Origin of the sequence: Dyella sp. EPa41, assembly GCF_016586165.1 — a bacterium.
GTDB lineage: Bacteria > Pseudomonadota > Gammaproteobacteria > Xanthomonadales > Rhodanobacteraceae > Dyella.
This window is the reverse complement of sequence record NZ_BCPR01000036.1, coordinates 1-17317: the sequence shown is the minus strand read 5'-3', so window position 1 is coordinate 17317 and position 17317 is coordinate 1. Positions and strand designations below refer to the sequence as shown.

Annotated in this window: 10 protein-coding genes; 6 read left to right on the top strand and 4 right to left on the bottom strand. The window is 62.9% G+C overall.

The window, feature by feature from the left end:
- Positions 1-208 precede the first annotated feature (208 nt).
- Positions 209-784, bottom strand: a complete 576-nt coding sequence (locus tag JMF82_RS12745) for a helix-turn-helix domain-containing protein (RefSeq protein ID WP_201314943.1) — start codon at positions 782-784, stop codon at positions 209-211.
- Positions 785-1059: 275 nt separating this feature from the next.
- Here JMF82_RS12745 and JMF82_RS12740 point away from each other — a divergent pair, with 275 nt between their 5' ends.
- From JMF82_RS12740 to JMF82_RS12730, 3 genes are all read left to right on the top strand, one after another.
- Positions 1060-2223: an NmrA family NAD(P)-binding protein gene (locus JMF82_RS12740; RefSeq protein ID WP_201314942.1), complete on the top strand. Its 1164-nt coding sequence runs from the start codon at positions 1060-1062 to the stop codon at positions 2221-2223.
- A gap of 241 nt (positions 2224-2464) precedes the next feature.
- On the top strand, positions 2465-3091 hold the full coding sequence (locus JMF82_RS12735) for a hypothetical protein (RefSeq protein ID WP_201314941.1): 627 nt from the start codon (positions 2465-2467) through the stop codon (positions 3089-3091).
- 67 nt (positions 3092-3158) lie between these two features.
- Positions 3159-4313 carry an alpha/beta fold hydrolase gene (locus JMF82_RS12730; protein WP_201314940.1) on the top strand — a complete coding sequence of 385 codons (1155 nt, stop codon included), beginning with the start codon at positions 3159-3161 and terminating at the stop codon, positions 4311-4313.
- Positions 4314-4578: 265 nt separating this feature from the next.
- Here JMF82_RS12730 and JMF82_RS12725 read toward each other — a convergent pair whose 3' ends face one another.
- Complete coding sequence (locus tag JMF82_RS12725; protein WP_201314939.1) at positions 4579-10992, bottom strand: autotransporter-associated beta strand repeat-containing protein; 6414 nt, start codon at positions 10990-10992, stop codon at positions 4579-4581.
- 1172 nt (positions 10993-12164) lie between these two features.
- Between JMF82_RS12725 and JMF82_RS12720 the strand changes: the two genes are divergently transcribed.
- Together JMF82_RS12720 and JMF82_RS12715 are read left to right on the top strand one after the other, a co-directional pair.
- The gene (locus JMF82_RS12720) at positions 12165-13802 is read left to right on the top strand and encodes a hypothetical protein (RefSeq protein ID WP_201314938.1); all 1638 of its coding nucleotides are present in this window, start codon (positions 12165-12167) and stop codon (positions 13800-13802) included.
- Positions 13803-13818: 16 nt separating this feature from the next.
- Positions 13819-14205, top strand: coding sequence for a HigA family addiction module antitoxin (locus JMF82_RS12715; RefSeq protein WP_201314937.1), 387 nt, complete (start codon positions 13819-13821; stop codon positions 14203-14205).
- A gap of 60 nt (positions 14206-14265) precedes the next feature.
- Here JMF82_RS12715 and JMF82_RS12710 read toward each other — a convergent pair whose 3' ends face one another.
- Positions 14266-15162 (bottom strand): AraC family transcriptional regulator, encoded by an 897-nt coding sequence (locus JMF82_RS12710; protein WP_201314936.1) that lies wholly within the window; start codon positions 15160-15162, stop codon positions 14266-14268.
- Between the two features lie 23 nt (positions 15163-15185).
- Here JMF82_RS12710 and JMF82_RS12705 point away from each other — a divergent pair, with 23 nt between their 5' ends.
- Positions 15186-16085 (top strand): SDR family oxidoreductase, encoded by a 900-nt coding sequence (locus tag JMF82_RS12705; RefSeq protein WP_307837976.1) that lies wholly within the window; start codon positions 15186-15188, stop codon positions 16083-16085.
- A gap of 653 nt (positions 16086-16738) precedes the next feature.
- Here the strand turns inward: JMF82_RS12705 and JMF82_RS12700 are convergent.
- Positions 16739-17317, bottom strand: a 579-nt coding sequence (locus JMF82_RS12700; RefSeq protein ID WP_201314935.1) for a hypothetical protein, incomplete at its 5' end; no start/stop codon positions are given.

Here is a 17317-nt window from a genome sequence, read left to right as displayed (position 1 = left end):
GGGCGCAGGTTGAAGCAGCGGCCGCGTGTAAATAGGACGCCGTTTCCTTGGCGTATTCAAGGCAAAGCCAGCGCACGGTCCCGCACCTAAAGCTGGGCCGTTGACGCAAAACCCGCAGCTATCGCACTCACATCCATGTGGATGGCCCGCTGCAGCGTGTGGTTCCCCAAGACATCCAGCGGCCATGACCACTGACGTTTGTCCATCGTTACCGGGTATCGCGGTGTCGAGCCTTGGGTTTGGCTGGCCGCGTCGGCTTGTCATCCGGCTCGGCGATATCGTGCTTCTGACGACGATGCGCGGCATGGGACAGGCGCCACCGAGACAGCGCGTCCGCGCCTGGGCCTTCCTTGATCGCGAGGTCCCGCGCATTCAGCGGCTTGCCCGTGCGCTTGTCGATAAAGCCCCACACGGCCTCCGCGCCAGTCTCCCGGTTGACGAATTTGATCGGGGGCGCGGACGCCCCGGAAACGCCCAAGTGATCCCCGATCTGGGCGAGGACAGGTATGACGGCTGCAATTTGCCGTCCTTTGTCGGTCAGGAAGTACTCGAATCGCTCTGGATTGGTCTGATAGGGCTTCCGCTCGACGAGGCCGTTCGCTTCGAGATGTTTCAGTCGGTCACTAAGCGTCGCATTGGTCACGCCTGAGGATTGGCGAAAGTCATCGTATCGACTAAGGCCAAGGACAAGGTCGCGCAGTATCAGTAATCCCCATCGATCGCCTATGGCGGCCATGACGCCGGCGATCGAACAGACCATTCCCTCAAAACCCTTGGAACGCATGATCCTTCCATCAAGTGGCGGGAAATCCCGATGCAACTCTCATGATAGGAGCTCGCCTTTTCGGCGACAAATGCCCGCTGGGCGGAATGAACCTTCGAGCCCCTGCACGCTGAAGCCCATCGCTCGCGCCGGCCGTTTGCCTCCAGGGAAACAAATGCTTGCCCTCAGGCAAGGCCTGCGATACAGTAACTCTTGTTATAAGAGTTAGTCATTTCAGGCCGGGCTGGACGAGCTGGCAAGTGAACAGATCCATCCAGGTCAGGCGCCCATAGGGCGTGGAATGGCTTGGCGACGCTGTCGAGCTGACCGTGCAAGGCGCTCTCATCCAAACCATGGAAACGATCGTGTCCCCACAAGAAATCTCCAAGATCTTTGTCATCGGTGCGACAGGCGCCCAGGGTTTGCCAGTGGTGGGCGCCCTCGTTGCCGACAGGAAATATTCCGTGCGCGCGCTCAGCCGCGACGCAACGTCCCGACGGGCAAAAGCCCTCCTTGCACTCGGCAATGTGTCGATCCTCGAAGGAAGCTTCGCCGACGAGGCGGTGTTGCGAGAGGGCTTTCGCGGTTGCGACGGGGCCTTCATCAATATCGATGGATTCAACACGGGCGAGAAGACCGAAATCTACTGGGCCATTCGCTGCTACGAGATTGCGATAGAAGAGGGCATCCGATTCTTTGTCTACGGAAATCTTGACTATGCATTGAAGAAGGCCGGATACGACTCGCGCTTCCGGGCCGGTCACTACGACGGCAAGGGTCGGATAGGCGAATGGATACTGTCGCAAAACCTGGCGAACAGAGACAGGATGGGAGCGGCGGTGTTCACCACGGGGCCGTACATGGAGATGGCCATCTCGGCCATGACGCCGATGACGCCTTCCGTGGAAGATGGAATCCTGACCTGGCGCGTACCGTTGGGTGATGGTGCCGTGCCTCACGTCGCACTCGAAGACTGCGGGTATTACGCGCGCTGGCTTTTCGATAACCCGCGGCGAGCGAATGGCATGAACCTCGAAGTCGCCATCGAGCACGTTGACTATCGGAAGCTTGCCGAAGCGTTCGAAAAGGTCACGGGCCATCCGGCACGCTACATCGATACGGATTTGGACACGTATTGGGCCGGCCCGCTCAAGGCGGCCGCCAACTTTCCCGCCGGATACAACGCAGATCCCGCGGACAAAAGCACGATGAGTTTCCGGGACAACTTCACGGGCTTCTGGAACATCTGGAAGCACGGAATGATCCAGAGGGATTACGCCCTGCTGGATGAAATCCACCCCCATCGAATCCGGACCGTTGAAGAGTGGCTCAGGCGCGAAGACCAACGTGGAAGGGCGCTCGGCATGGGTAGCCTTTGGGAAAGGGTCCAGCCGCAGAACATGTACACGTCAGCGCCACTCCTCAAGTTGAGCGAGGACGGAAGAAAAGGCGCCCTTTAGCACTGATCCAACCCGGTGGCGCCGGCTCGCAACGCGTTCCATCGAAGGGCCCGACCGCAGGAAGCGGAGCACGACAAGCCACTGGCTCGTCAGTGGAATAGCCAATCTGCCGGGCATGGAACAAACGACGTCTACGCGCCATGTCGGGTTGCCGGAATCACGACGTCGAATCCACAGCCTCCCGGCACACCCGGTGGGCAAGGCCAATAGCAACGCAAGCACTCCTGCATGGAGATAAGACATGAACAGTGAAGCAGAACTTTCGAAACGCCGGGGGACACGCATATTGCTGGCCGTGCTGGCCGCTTGGGGGTTGGCCGTTGTCGTTGCAGCAGAGACCGGTGCCTACGCCGCAGTCAACCCACGGTTCTTGGCCGCCATCATCGCCCTCGGCATCGTGGTGCCCGTGATTGGGTATGCCCTGTCCAGCGGCTTTCGCGGGTACATCCAGGCCATGGGCTTGCGGTCGCTTACGGCATTTCATGTCTGGCGCATTGCGGCTGCGCTGGTTTTCTTCTGGTATGGAGCACACGACCTTCTGCCAGAGGCTTTTGTTCGAAATGCGGGGTGGGGCGATCTCATCGCCGGGTTCCTGGCGCTCGCTGTCCTGCTGCTCCCCGAGAGTCGCGGCCGGTACCTGACTTTTCATGTCTTGGGATTTACTGACTTCGTGGTGGCGGTCGGCACCGGTCTCACCTTCTTCTTGCGCAACGACCCACGGATGTCTGCGATCGAGACATTGCCGATGGCGCTCATCCCGCTGTACGGCGTCGGCATTTCCGGTGCAAGCCACATCATGGCCTTTGACCTGCTGCGTCGCAGCGCCGTCCGTCGGCACGAAGGGGCGCGGCGTTCTGCCTCGGTCTAGTCGCCAGAGCATTCGACTCCATGGAACGCCCGGCCTGCTCCCACGACACTTCAAGCAAGGAACTTTCATGAATCTCCGACGCACCGGCGCAGCAGCGACCGCATTGCTGGGTCTCTTGTCCGGAACATGGCTCGCGAGTCCTGCACTTGCACAGTCAGCCACGCATGCCGGCGCGCCGGCAAGCCCGGCGGCCTCTCCCTGGGACCAGAGGAAAAATCCCGACGCCAAGGAAGCGGATGCGTGGTTCGACAACTACACGTTCCGCAATGGCGAAACCATGGCGCGGGTCAGGATTCACTATTCGACCCTGGGCACACCGCACCGAAATAAAAGCGGTGGCATCGACAACGCGGTGCTGGTCCTGCACTGGACCGGCGCAGACAGCCGGGCATTGCTGAGCCCGTCCTTCATGAAGGCGCTCTTCGATCCTGGCTGCCCCCTCGACGCCAATCGTTACTACTTGATCTTCCCGGATAGCGTGGGCCACGGCCGATCCAGCAAGCCAAGCGACGGATTAAAGGCCGGCTTTCCCAACTACGATTACGGCGACATCGTCGACCTCCAGCACAAGCTGGTGACGGAGACGCTTGGCATAGACCATCTCCATGCCATCCTGGGAATGTCCATGGGCGGCATGAATGCCTGGCAATGGGCTGAGGCCTATCCCGATATGGTTGACGGCGTCATGCCCGTGGTCTCCTTGCCGACACCGGTATCTGGCCGCAACCTCCTATGGCGGCGCATGGTGATCGACTCGATTCGCTCCGATCCGGAGTGGAAGGAAGGTAACTATACGCAGACTCCGCGCGGCTGGATGGTGGGATACAACATCCTGCGGATGATGATCGATGGTGTTTCCGCACTTCAGCATGAGGTACCCAACGACATGGCCGCGGAAAAATTCCTGGGCGCCAACCGCGCCACGGCGGAGCACGTCGACGCAAATGACATTCTCTATTCACTCAAGTCGTCATTTAGCTACGACCCGGAGCTGGGTCTATCCAAGATCAAGGCGAAGCTCTTCGCGCTCAATTTTGACGACGACGAGTTCAACCCCGACAGGCTTCAAATCCTTCAGAAAGCCGCGCCAAAGATCGCCCATGCCCGCTACTTGGTTCAGCCGGGCACCGCGACCTCGCCAGGCCACTTCACCATGACGCAGCCCAATCTATGGGCTCCGCATGTGGGTGAATTCATGCGCTGGCTCGGCGATTCTCCGTAGTGCGGAAAATGGCGGCGTCCAGGGGAAGCAAAATCTCGCATCGTGCGACACACAGGCAGGCCGTCACCTCCCGCAGCCGCATTGTCCTGGCCTGGCTTCTGGCACCAGCCGCGTTTGGCCAAGTCGCGCGGCACCACGTAAAAAACCGGAGCTGGCTTGCCGCCGGTGTCGCGAACCCCCGGGCTCTCGGACTGGCCGTTGTTGGCGCCGATCCTCGCCCCGGCAAGCCAGGGCGAGGATGCAGACCCACTCCGAGCGGGAATGGTCAGAAGGCGACGTTCAAGGTGAGGCGAGCGGCCTGGTCCTTGGCGCCGCTGGCGAACTGGCCGTGGTAGCCGAAGTCTGCCGTCACCATCTGGCTGATCGGGAAGCGCAGGCCAAGATCCACCACGCCGGCGTTGTCCGCAACGGGCAAGCCGTAGATCGTGAACGTGTCGGCGCCGGCCACAAACCGCTGCTGGCGTTCCGGCAACCGGTCGCCCCAGGCATGTTGCCAGCCCGCGCCGGCATAGGCATGCAGCCCGCCTGGGCCCAGGTCGAGCGTGCCACGCACGCCAAGGACACCGGTGCTCAGGTTGGCCGAGCTGCCATTGACGGCCAGCGCCGCGGCCGCGCCCTGTTCGGCGAAGGCGTCTGTCCGGACATGGACCTGGCTCAGGTTGATGTACGGCTCCACGGTGCTGGCGTCGACGTGGAAGGTGTAACCCGCGTCGATGTAGGCCTGTCCGGTATTAGCGTCGTAGCTCGACTGCGCTGTGCCGGTGTAGGGGCCAAAAGCGATGTGCCTCGTCACGTCGACAGACTGCCACGCATAGGCCAGGCCACCACGCACGCGCCACGCACCCAGATCCCATCCCGCGTACAGGCCGGCGTAATTGGAATCGGTGTGGCCGGTCGAGGTGACTTCATCCACGCTCAGGCTGCCCTGACCATGGCCGATGACACCACCGAGACGGAAGGCGTCAACCGGGAGGTCGGCTCCGACCAGGATGCCGCTGCCGTTGGCGCTCATCGAGTGCGCGTTGCCATCGCCATCGTGATTGCCCCAATGGCCCCAGCCCGACGTCCACACGCTGGTGCCGGCGCTGGTTACGCCCTCCGTCTGCTGGCCGCCGGCGGATGCGCCGAGCAGGTGGTTGTTGATCGCGTCGCGAACGTAGTGGCTGTCATCGGCGAGCGCGGTGGTCACGCTCGCGTGCACTTCGCCGGAGAGCTGGTCGAGCGCATGACGCGCCGTCGCGGCATCGAGCCCCAGCATGCCCACATAGACCGGCGAGGCCATCGACAAGCGATCGAGCGCCGCGGCGGTGGCCAACTGCGACCGGGTCTGCGCCACGCTCGCGAAGCTCACGTCGTTACGCTGCAGGGAGAGCGTCACGGCGTTGCTGCTGTAGCCCAGTGCCGGCGTCAGGAAGAGCAGATTGGAAGTCACGCCGCCAAAGCTGCCCGTGATGCCGTTGCCTGCCGTCAGGATGGTGTACTGGGTGAGCGGGGCATAGGTGCCTGCCTGTGCGAGTGTCAGGACGCTTCCGCCAAGGATCGACACATTGCCGGCGACCGCGAGGCGGCCGACCTGGCCGTCCGGCGTGGCCCAGACTTCCAGGCTCGATCCGGGACGGAACACCGCGTTGCCGGTGACGGAAAGGGTGCCCGGTGAATTGCCGGGCTTCACGGCGCCGTAGGTGTCGAGGCTGCCGATCGAACCAATGCCGGCAAGCATCGCGCCGCTGGCCACCGACACGGCGCCGGCGAGGCTGGCGGCCGGATGGCTGTCATCGCCGACGATCAGTGCACCCTGGGAAACCGTGGTGGCGCCGGCGAGGGTGTTCGCCGTATTGATGGTCAGGTTGCCAGCGCCTGTCTTCATGAGCGAACCACCGCCCGACAGGGTGCCGTTGAAGATGCCGTTGGTGGCCTGGTCAAAGACGAGTGCCGCGCCGTCGGCAATCGTGCCCTGCAGGTTCGACGTGTTGCCCCGCAGCGCACCCGCGGTGATCGTGGTGCCGCCGCTGTAGGTGCTGGCCCCCGACAAGGTGAGCACGCCCGCACCGGACTTGGTGAGGGACCCCGCACCCGACAGGTTGCCGGCATAGGTGCCGTCGACTGCCTGATCGAACACCAGGGAGGCGTTGTCGACGATGTTGCCCTGCAGGCTGACTGTGGATCCCACGAGCGCGCCGGCAGCGACGGTCGTGCCGCCGGTATAGGCATTGGCGCCGGTAAGGATGACTGTCCCGACACCCTGTTTGGTCACCGAGCCCGAACCGGAGATCACGCCACTGAATGTGCCAGCTCCTGCCTGGTCGAAGACCAACGCTGCGTTGTCAGTGATCGCGCCCTGCAGGCTGGTGGTGTCGCCCTGAAGGGTGCCGCCGCTGATGGTGGTACCGCCCGCGTAGGTGTTCGCGCCGCTGAGGGTGACATTGCCCGCACCGCTCTTGGTCAGCGAGCCGCTGCCGGAGATGGCGCCGGTGAAAACGCCGTCGGTGGCCTGGTTGAAGATCAGCGATGCGTTGTTCGTAATGGCGCCCTGCAAGCTGGTCGTGGTGCCCTGAATCGCACCGGCGGCAATGGTGGTGCCGCCGGTATAGGAGTTCGCCCCGGCGAGCGTGACCGTACCGGTACCCAGCTTGGTCACTGAGCCGTTGCCCGAGATGCCGCCACTGAAGCTGCCATCCGTGGACTGATTGAAGACCAGCGCTGCGTTATTGGTGATGTCGCCCACCAGGCTGGTGGTATCGCCCTGGAGCGTGCCGGCACTGATGGTGGTGCCGCCGGTGTAGCTATTGGCCCCGGTCAACACGAGCGTGCCGGTACCTGCCTTCACGAGCGCACCGGTACCCGACAGCGAGCCACTGTAGGTGCCGTTGACCGTTTGCTCGAACTGCAGCAACGCATTGTTGGTGATATTGCCCTGGAGACTCGCCGTGTCACCGCGCAGGGTGCCGGCGTTGATGGTCGTGCCGCCCGTGTAGCTGTTGGCACCGGCCAGGACCAGCGTGCCGGCGCCCAGCTTGACCAGGCTGCCGGTGCCGCTCAGCGAGTCGTTCACCGTGAAAGTGTTGGTCGCATCGGCGATATCAAAGCCACCGCCTGCGGCACCGAAGATGATCGCGCGGTTGGTCGAGGTGTAGGTCGTGCCTGTGACACGAAGCATGCCGCCCTCGAAATCGATCGCGGTGCCGTTGGCGCCGAGGGAGGCATCGGAGCCCACAGACAAAGTGCCAGCCGTCAGCATCGTTCCCTGGGTATAGGCATTCACGCCATTGAGCACCAGAGTGCCCGCACCGGTCTTGTTGAGGCCCACACCGGTCAGGGTGTTGTCGATAGTGGTCGTCCAGCCAGCGCTGGCGCCGCTGCCATCGCCCACGCGGATCTCGCTGAAGGCACCGGCCGACGCCGCTGCCAAGGTGAGCGTGTCGCCGGTGAGGTGGTAGCCGTCACTCGCGAACTGCATGCCTTTGGCGGAGACGGGTTGCGTGCCGCCCGCATCGTCAACCGTCACCGTGCCCGCCGCGCCGCCGAAGATGGAGAACGCATCGGCCGGGCTGCGCGCTGAGGTGATCGATCCGGTGGCATTGGTCCAGTTGGGCTGGGCAACGCTCCAGGTACCGCTGCCACCGCCCATCTGCGTGCCGCTGGCCAGCCCGTTCGCGTTCCAGAAGGTGAGGATCAGGCCATTGGTGTTGATCAGGTTGATCTGCTTGCTGGCGATAAGGTTCTGGATGGTGAAGCCCGAAGGCGGCGCGATGCCGCCGTTGGTTTCGGTCAGCGTGCCGCCGTAGGTGAACAGGTTGTACAGGCCGGGGCCGAAGCCGCCGGCATCGACCGGATTGAGCGTGGCGCCGTTGATGGCGAGATTGCCGCTCACCGCCACGTTGTGGCCGGTACCGAAGGTGGTGAAGTTGGGGCCCGGCGCGCCGAAGGAGAAATCGAGCACGCTGCCCTGGCTCAAGGTGAGATTGGTACCCACGGTGAGTGTGCCGGTGGGGTTGCCCGGTGCGAGGTGGCCGCCGTTCTGCACCGTGACGCTGCCGCCAACCGTGCCGAAGCCGCCCAGTGAGGCACCGCTCGCCACCATGACATCGCCGGCCACGCGACCGCCGGTGTGCGTCGCATCGCCGACGGTGAGGCTGCCGCCTTGCACCGTGGTCAGGCCGGTATAAATGTTCGCGCCGTTGAGCACGAGCGCGTTGGCGGTGTTGGTCACGCCGCCGGCCCCCTGGATCACGCCATCGAAACTGCCACCGCCGGTGCCGCTCACGCTGAGCGTGTTGGCGCCGAGCCTGACCGTGCCGCCGGCGCCGGCGAGCGTGCCGATGGTCTGGTTGCCGCCGCCGGAGATATCGAAGGTGCCCGCACTGGCCAGCGTCAGCGCGCTGCCTCCGGCAAGCGCGCCACCGATGCCCAGCGCCAGCGTGCCGGACTGGATGCTGGTGCCGCCGGTGTAGGCGTTAGTACCGGTGAAGGTCTCGGTACCCGTACCGTTGATCACGACGCCGGCGATCCCAGCAATGGAGCCACCGAAGCTGCTGCTGCCGGAGGGCGCGAGGGTCAGCGCATTGGCGCCGAGCATTACCGAACTGCCAGTAGCGCCGAACAGGGAGCCGATGGTCTGAGCACCGGCGGCCGACAGATCGAGCGAGCTGCCGGGTGCGGCCAAATCAACCGCGCCGGTGGGAGCAAACGAACTACCGCTGCCGAGGGCGAGCGTGCCGGCATTGACGGTGGTGCCACCGGTGTAGGTGTTGGTGCCGCTCAAGGTGAAGGTGCCGGCGCCCTGCTTGACGATGCCGCCGGTGCCGTCGATGGTGCCGCCAAAGGTGGTGTTGCTGGCATCGCCCAGGGCAAGCGTGTTCGTGCCCAGTAATACCTGGCTACCGGCAACGCCGGACAGTGCGCCGATGGTCTGGTTTGCGGTGGCGCTGCTGATATCGAAGGTCCCGCCTGCGAAGCTCAGCGTTACCGCGCCACTGCCTGCGAGGTTGCCGCCCCCGCCGATCGCCAGCGTGCCCCCATAGATCGCGGTGCCGCCGGTATAGACGTTCGCGCCACTCAGGGTGACCACGCCGCCCTGAGTGATGATGCCGCCGGTACCGCTGATCGTTCCGCCGAAGTTGGTGCCGTCACCGAACGTGAGAGTGCGCGCACCCAACGTGATTGCCGTGCCGAAGTTGCCTGTCACTGCGCCGATGGTCCGGTTGCCGCTGGCGCCGGAGATATCGAATGTGCCGGAACCCTGCAGGTTGACCGATCCATTGCTGGGCAGCGCACCAACACCGCTGAGCGCGAGGGTGCCGCCATTGATAAGGGTGTCGCCCGTATACGTTTCGAGGGAGCTCAGCGACACGGTACCGGCCCCGCTTTTGGTCAGCGAGCCACTGCCGGACAGCTGGCCGAACAGGGTGAAGTCATTGTTGCCGGTGACGGTGAGGCCGCCCGCGTTGAGCAGGATCGATTTGCTCAGCGTCACGCCGCTGCTGCTGGCGGCGATTCCGCCTCCATTGGAGGTAATGGTGGAAGCGTTGCCGAAGTTGACGTCGCTGCTGAACTGCGCCACGCCGCCGTTGAGAGTGGTACTGCCGTCGACCAGCGAACCGCCCAGAGTCCAGGTGCCGCTGTTAACGACCAGATTCTGAAAATTGACGTAAGTGCCTGACGACGCGAAACCCGTGCCTGAAGCGCCCGAGCCGGGACCTGCCGCCACGTTCTGCAATACCAGGGTGTTGTTGCCACCCGCGCCACCATCGATCTGCCCGGTGGGTGCAAAGCTGAGATTGATGCCGAGCACACCCAGCGGGTTCAGGCCCAGGCTGCCGCCAGCGTTGACGTCCGAGCCGGTTACCGCGGTGAAGGCGTTGGTGCTGTTGGTGCCCATCGACACGCTGCCGCTGATGGTGCCGGCGTTGATGAACGTGTTGCCCGTGGCCGAGGACTCAAACGCCGTGCGCCCGGTGATCGTTCCCGTATTGGTGAAGTTGATCTGCGCGCCGCCGTAGGCGGCAACGACGGGTGCATCAGACCCAAGCAAGGAAACCCCGAGCAGCGCGCTCGAGCCGATAGTGCCGGAGTTGTTGATGGTCGTCGTGCCACCGCCACCGTTGCGTACCGACAGGGCCATGCCCGTGAGGTCGGGAAGGTTCAGCCCCAGCAAACCGGTAGTGCCATACATGATGCCCTGGTTGGTGACCTGGACCGTGCTGCCTGGAATGGCCGTACCGAGATTGGGATTGCCGATGACGGTGCCAGAGGACAACAGGCTGAGTAGCCCAAGCAGGGACGGATCGATGGCGCCCGAGTTGGTCAAGGTCGTGCCATTGCCGGTAAGGGACATGGCCGTGCCGCCCAGACCCAGCAGTACACCGGTGGAACCGCCTGGGAAGACATTGACGGTGAGGTTGTCTGCACTCGAGGCGTAGGAAGGTGCAAGGGGGTTGGCAGCACCAGAGCAGGTTACGATGGCGCCGTTGGTCGGATTGATCGGGGAGCACGCCGCCATGGCCGAGTCGATCGAGCCTGCGCAGGCGGCCAGGCAAGCCAATGCGATCAGGCGGCGCCGGATGGCACGCGGCGTCGTGCCGTCTACCGAATGGCCGGTGGTCAGTCCGGGCGCAAGTTCGGATGCCACTTGAAGCACGCGCAGGGCGTGGTTCCAGACGAGCCGGTAAGTGCGATTCATGTTGTCCCCTGTTTGGCTGGGCGCATGCCAGACGGCGAATGCTTGCCAGGCCAATCCCGTGATGAGTGAGTAGTGAATGCTTCGAAGTGCCGGAGATGGTGAGGGCGGTAGCCATGCGCCGGCCACTTTGATGCGGCGAGGATTTGAGCAGTCAGCGGATTGCGATTCGATCTCGAAAGATCCCGTGCCAGGCGCAGGCGGTATCAACCTGCACGGCGCCAAGCCGATCCATCGGATGTGAGCGATTGCTCGATCGCGACATGAGTCCCCCAACTCCTGAAGTCCGACCTGGATTCTACCGTGCCACCAAGACGACAGCCGGCCCGTGATGGGCGGTAATGCATGCGCACCGATACTCCATCTGGGGGATGTACATGGCCGCATCTTTGTGCGTGATGAAATCCGCAGACGAACGCGATCCTTCTTTCTTCCTTCGCATGCATAACGCGGCGCAAAGCACTCTGCAGAGCGTTGGCCTATTGGCGGACTTGAGCTTCGATAGGTCCTTCCTCTGCACCGCGCCATTCGGAGACATTGGGCGGGCGCCAACCGCCGGCAGTACCGGCGCAGATGATTGGCCCGTGTTATCGAGGGCAGGGAGGGACCGCTAGACCCACGGCAGAAATGGCGTTCAAGTTGCCGGCGGAAACCGCGCGCAATTTGAACTTTCGCGGCCTAATCCCCGTTTTCCTCTTCACGTACTTGTCACGCACCAGGCGCGGTGCGGCCGCGCGACAGCCAAGACCAGTGATACTTTGGTGTTGATTTCGGGCTGTGCTGCCCTGTTGGAGGTACAGGTCAAATCCAGAGCTAATGCCCCTCGCTCTACGGGGCCAGAAGTTTCGCGCACTGGAAGAAGCGTCAGCACCTTCGCCAGGGAGCGTGACCCGGCCGATTACCGTCGGCGCCATGGCAAGGGCGCGTCCTCTGAGGTAGTGATTCAGCCCACGCAGTTCTTGCCGACTGCTGACAAAGCCGGCTCCCGTAGCGCAATAATCGCCTCACCTGACCTACGTGAATGGCGCTCGACAGCCATTAATATCCCATAGAATTTTCCAGGATTCGGAGAACGTCCGATCATGACGGATCGTTCTAGGCGTGGCCGCTCACTTCTTGCACGGCCTGTCGTGCAGGTTTTCGCGTGGGTCTATTCGTTGGCTGGGATCGCATGCATGAGCGGCTGCGCAACGACGGGTGGAGCGCAGCCCCCGGACGTCCCCGCCGAGGCCATGCTCGAGAAAGCGCGAGCTTGGCAAGCCGTAGCCATCCGGGGGCAATCCACAAGAATCCAGGTGGATGCGTGGTTGCATTGCGCGACACTCGCGCACGACGCGATGGCCAGTACCGAGCCAGCGACCGAAGCAGCAGCGGGGGCGCTTTCGACACTATGCAGTCGCTCGTTCTTCGACGTGGCGGCACAGGGCGGCCCCATCAATGTGACAGCGGGCATGGCCTCACTGGGAGGCGCAGCGGTTCGTGTTGAATTTCGCGGCTTGCCCGACAGCCTTGGCAAAAGCATCTACATCGAACCCGCCGATCAGGTGCCGATGGATACTCTGGGCGGCGTTCACTATCGCCATGCAGGCTTCGGCGTGCCGCTCGTGGCGTTTGCGTTGCCATGCAGCGACAGGCCCATCTGCCGACACTATCCGCCCGAGGGCATTTTTCGTCCGGCAACCATGTGGGTAGAGGCGTCGACCCGGGCTGAACCGCATGATGGCGCGCCAGTTCTCGTCTTGCAGAATCCCGTGCTCCAGCCCTCACACGCTGTGGGCGCCGCCAGCTATGAGCTTGCCGACGATGTATCCGCACCCTACGCACAGTTGCTGGAGCGAACAAGCCTGAAGCGCCTGGCATGGTGGGGGCTGATCGGCGGCGCTGAAGTAGGCAAGCGATCAGGCCTCTTCATGCTGGACGACTACGATCCAGACAAAACACCCATCATCATGATCCATGGCGTGGCCGGCAGCCCTGTCATCTGGGCACGGCTGAGCAACGCGATCATGGGTGATCCGGAGCTTCACCGGCGTTATCAGATTTGGCACGTCGTGTACCAAAGCAATGCACCCCTGCTGGTGGAGCGCTACCGCGTCCAGCGCTATATCGATAAGGCCTGGAGCGACATCGATCCAGATGGCCTGGCGCCGGCTCGACAGGGAGTTGTTCTGATCGGGCACAGCATGGGCGGGGTGATCGCGCGACTGCTATGCGCTCAGAGCACACCAGAGGTTTGGAATGCGGCATTTACAGCCCCCTTTGAAAGCCTGCACGCCAACGCGACCGATCTGACCACGCTCAAGGGCGTATTCCAGTTCAAGCCATATCCGGGTGTCGATGAAATCATTTTCATGGCCGCGCCCCAGCGTGGAAGTCCGTCGGCAGACGGCCTGCTGGGACGCTTTGTCGGGCTGTTGGCGTGGCGGCACATTGAGGAAATTTCCGGGCTGATGCGCATAGCCCTCCAGAATCCCGGCGCCATCCAGCCGACGCTTCTATCCATGTTCCAGACAGGCCACATAAGCAGCATCACCAGCCTGCGGCCTGACGAGCCTGTGACGCTTGCCGATGCGAAGCTGATGCCCGCAGCAGGCGTGCGCTATGACACGATCGCCGGCGTTCTGCCCGGTGTGAAACCACCCGGGGACGGCTTCGTGCCATTGAGCAGCGCACTCCTCACGGGGTCGACGACGACATTGATCGTTCGTTCCAACCACGAGGTTCCCAACAGGCCGGAAGCCATCAGCGACGTGCTCAAGATCCTTCGCGCGCATACAGCTGCCAGCGATGTTGCAAGCAACATCACCCCTTAGCCCACTTGGCGGGAGCATGACCGTAGCGACACTGCACGCCTACCTGCTGCCACGCGGCATCGAGCAGGCGGCGCTCGCGCGAGCCACCGGCATTCCATCCCGCCACATCAGCGCGATCATCCAGGGACGGTACCCCATCACCACGGACATCGCCTTGCGCCTGTCCGCCCGCCTCGGCACCCCGGCGCGCTATCGGATGGACTTGCAGTGGGACTACGAACAGGCGGTGCGGACAGTCGTGACAACGGAAAATGCAGAACCGCACCACACCGTACACGTGGCCCCGTTTTGGCCAGATCGACCCCTCGACGGGGTCATGCTCCGCCGTGGCCTTCATCATCTAGACAGTGCCTCTGACCTGGGTTGCGGGTCTCGTCACGTGACCACGCGAAAAGCAACTTGAAGCCCTTTTCGTGGCGTCGGCGCGCTATCGACTCGACAACCTTTTCGCGCCAATGATCTGCTAAAGCGATCGCGCGTATTTTCCTGGAGGCATGCCCGCGTGCCTGCTGAAGGCCACGCTGAAGGCGCTTGCCGATGCGTAGCCCACGCGGCTGGCGATCTCGGCGACGGATAACTCCCCGTCGCGAAGCAGCCCCTTGGCGACTTCGATGCGCCAGGCAAGCAGGTATTCCATGGGTGCAACGCCGACCAATCGGTTGAAACGCTCAAAGAAGGCGGAACGCGACAGCGCGGCGACCCTGGACAGTTGTTCGACGCTCCACGGGAGGTCGATGCGCGCGTGCATCTGCCGAAGTGCGGGGGCGAGCCGTTCGTCACCCAGGCCACGCAGCAAACCCGGTGGTGCACTGGTGCTGGAGACCTCGCGCATGGCGTCCACGAGCAGAAGTTCGACAAGCCGGGCTAGCACGAAGTCGGCGCCGGGTTTTTGATCCGCGACTTCCTCGCCGACCATTCGCACCAGTTGCGACAGGCGTGTCGAACCTTGCACGTGCACGACTCTGGGAAGCAGGGACACGAGCAGTGCCGGGTTCGCGTCGTCAAACAGAAAGGAGCCGCCCAGCGATCGCATATCGGGCGGGCCGTGAGGCTCGCCGTAACGCAACTCGGAGACGCCACCAGCTATCTGGCGCGGGTCAAGATGCACCGGCGGTGCGGGAGAGTGGCTGGAAAGGGTGAAGGCGGGCGTGGTGGGCAACAACACGAAGTCGCCGGCCTGCAGATTGATGGGCTCATGGCCATCCACGGCGAGGCGGGCGCCGCCGGCCAATACGATGCAAAAGCTCGGCTCGCCAAAGTCACCATAGCGAACCGCCCAGCTCCCTTTGCCGCTGATGGGGTTGGCGAACACGGCACGTGGGCGCAGCAGCCTTACAACCTCGGACAGTGGATCGCTCATGATTGGACTTTAGCGAAAGAATCATGGACGAACAATTATCGAAAGTCCTGCGTGCCACACCTATCGTTCTCTCCACACCCACCGGACCACTGGAGAGACAAATGAAAACCGTATTGATCACGGGTTGTTCGTCAGGCTATGGCCTGGAGACGGCGCGCTATTTTCTCGCGCTGGGCTGGAAGGTCATCGCCACCATGCGCACGCCGCGACACGACCTGTTTCCTCCGTCGGCCAACCTGCGGGTGATTGCGCTCGATGTAACCCGCGTAGAGAGCATCGCGCAGGCGCTGGATGCTGCGGGCCCCATCGATGTGCTGGTTAACAATGCAGGCATTGGCTTGTTCGGTGCTTTCGAGGCGACGCCCATGGCGACGGTGCGCGAGGTCTTCGAGACAAATACATTTGGCACCATGGCCATGTGCCAAGCGGTTATCCCGCAGTTTCGTGCGCGTGGCGCCGGCATCATCATCAATATCACTTCTAGCGCTGTGCTAGCCCCGTTTCCGCTCGTGGCCGCCTATACGGCTAGTAAGGCGGCGATCGAAGGTTTCACGTCATCCCTCGAGCATGAACTTGGCGCCTTTGGCGTGCGCGTCAAACTGGTGGAACCCGGTTACGGCCCATCGACCCGCTTTACCGCCAATGGGCAGGGCCGCATGCAGGGACTGATTCCAGGTGCTTACGAAACATTCGCCCATCGCGTGTTCTCATCGCTCGCGGATAACCATGCTGTTACCCACGAAGCGGATGTGGCTCTCGAAGTGTGGCGCGCGGCTAACGACGCGACGGGGCAGCTGCGCTTCGCCGCCGGTGCGGACGCGGTTGCGTTGATGCTCGCGCGAAGGGCGGAGACCGCCGAGGAGGGAGCGCATGGGGATCCCGTACAGAGATGTTGCTGCATGCCCGATGGAGCAAGCCCGTAGTGGGCAATCAAGTGCAGTGTAGGACACGCGCTTTGGTGACTTACGGTGTTAGGCCCAAGTAATTGACGTCGCGCAACGTTAGACCCGCGTCACCAAGCCCAATGCCAAAGTGCAATCAAGAGGCGCCTTTGCAGGAGCAGTTCGTTGTCCGTGAACAGTTGCAGAGGCGCTTCTATGCGTCAAAGAAAGCAGATAAGTCAGAGCGAGCCACCAGAGCCAACCATGATTTCGCGTTCTTGGTAGTTACGGCGTGCGTTGCCCTCGGCAAAGCCTCACAACTCAGCGCATTCCTATGTAATTGGCGAAGAAAGCCGTTGCGCAACCCGGAATAGTTCAATGTTGCGTAACGGCCTGAGCGTGCCGCAACACGTCAGCGTGCTGTTGCGCGATTTTACGCCTAGCTATGTTGCGCACCGGGTAAGTAAACCGCGGTGGCGAGCGCCTCTCGCAACTTTTGTGCTCGCGGCTCTCGGCGCCGGCTGACATTTCGATCAGCGATTAGGCAAGTTATCGTGGCTATCGTCTAGCGCCCGGTTTTGAGTAGCACGGCGAATTGAGGTCCAATCCTCCAACTGACGGAGGTTGGACATGAAGAGGCGCTTTTCCGAAGCACAGATCATCGGCCTCCACTTGAGGTCGCATGGCTTCTAGCATCAATCAGCCTGACCATTCTGAAGCGTCCGCCCGGGACCGGTCGCGTGATCACCGGGTACGCTGACCGCCGTGATGCCTGCCTCGTGCAGTTGTTTGTTGAGCTTCGCCAGATCGGTCGTGCGCATGGCGTTCCATTGAGCGAACGCCTGGTCGACGCTGGCCTGGTAATGGGCAAGCGCCTGTTGCTGACCGTCAGTCGGCGCATGATCGGCGCCTTCGACATCGGTGGCGATCGCGGCGAGTGCGTCGCTGATGGCGTGCAGGTTGAGGGACGTCTCGCCCGCGCCCTCGACCAGTGGCGTGGTTTTCGAGTGCAGCGAATCCGCGCTGTCGAGCAGCGCCTTGTATGCGGCGCTCTTGCCGAGCTTGTGATCCAGTGCTTCCAGTTGGTCGCGCACGGCTTCCACTTCACCGTAGCCTTGCCATACGCGTTGAAGCAAAGCCGCTATGTTGCGCGAGTAGGTGAGCCCGGCGGCCAGTTCGTCCTGGCTGACCTGCTCGCGCGGGTCCAGCGCGACGAGCAGCGGCGCGCGATACGACTTGCCGTCCACGTGAAGCACCACTTGATAGTTGCCCGG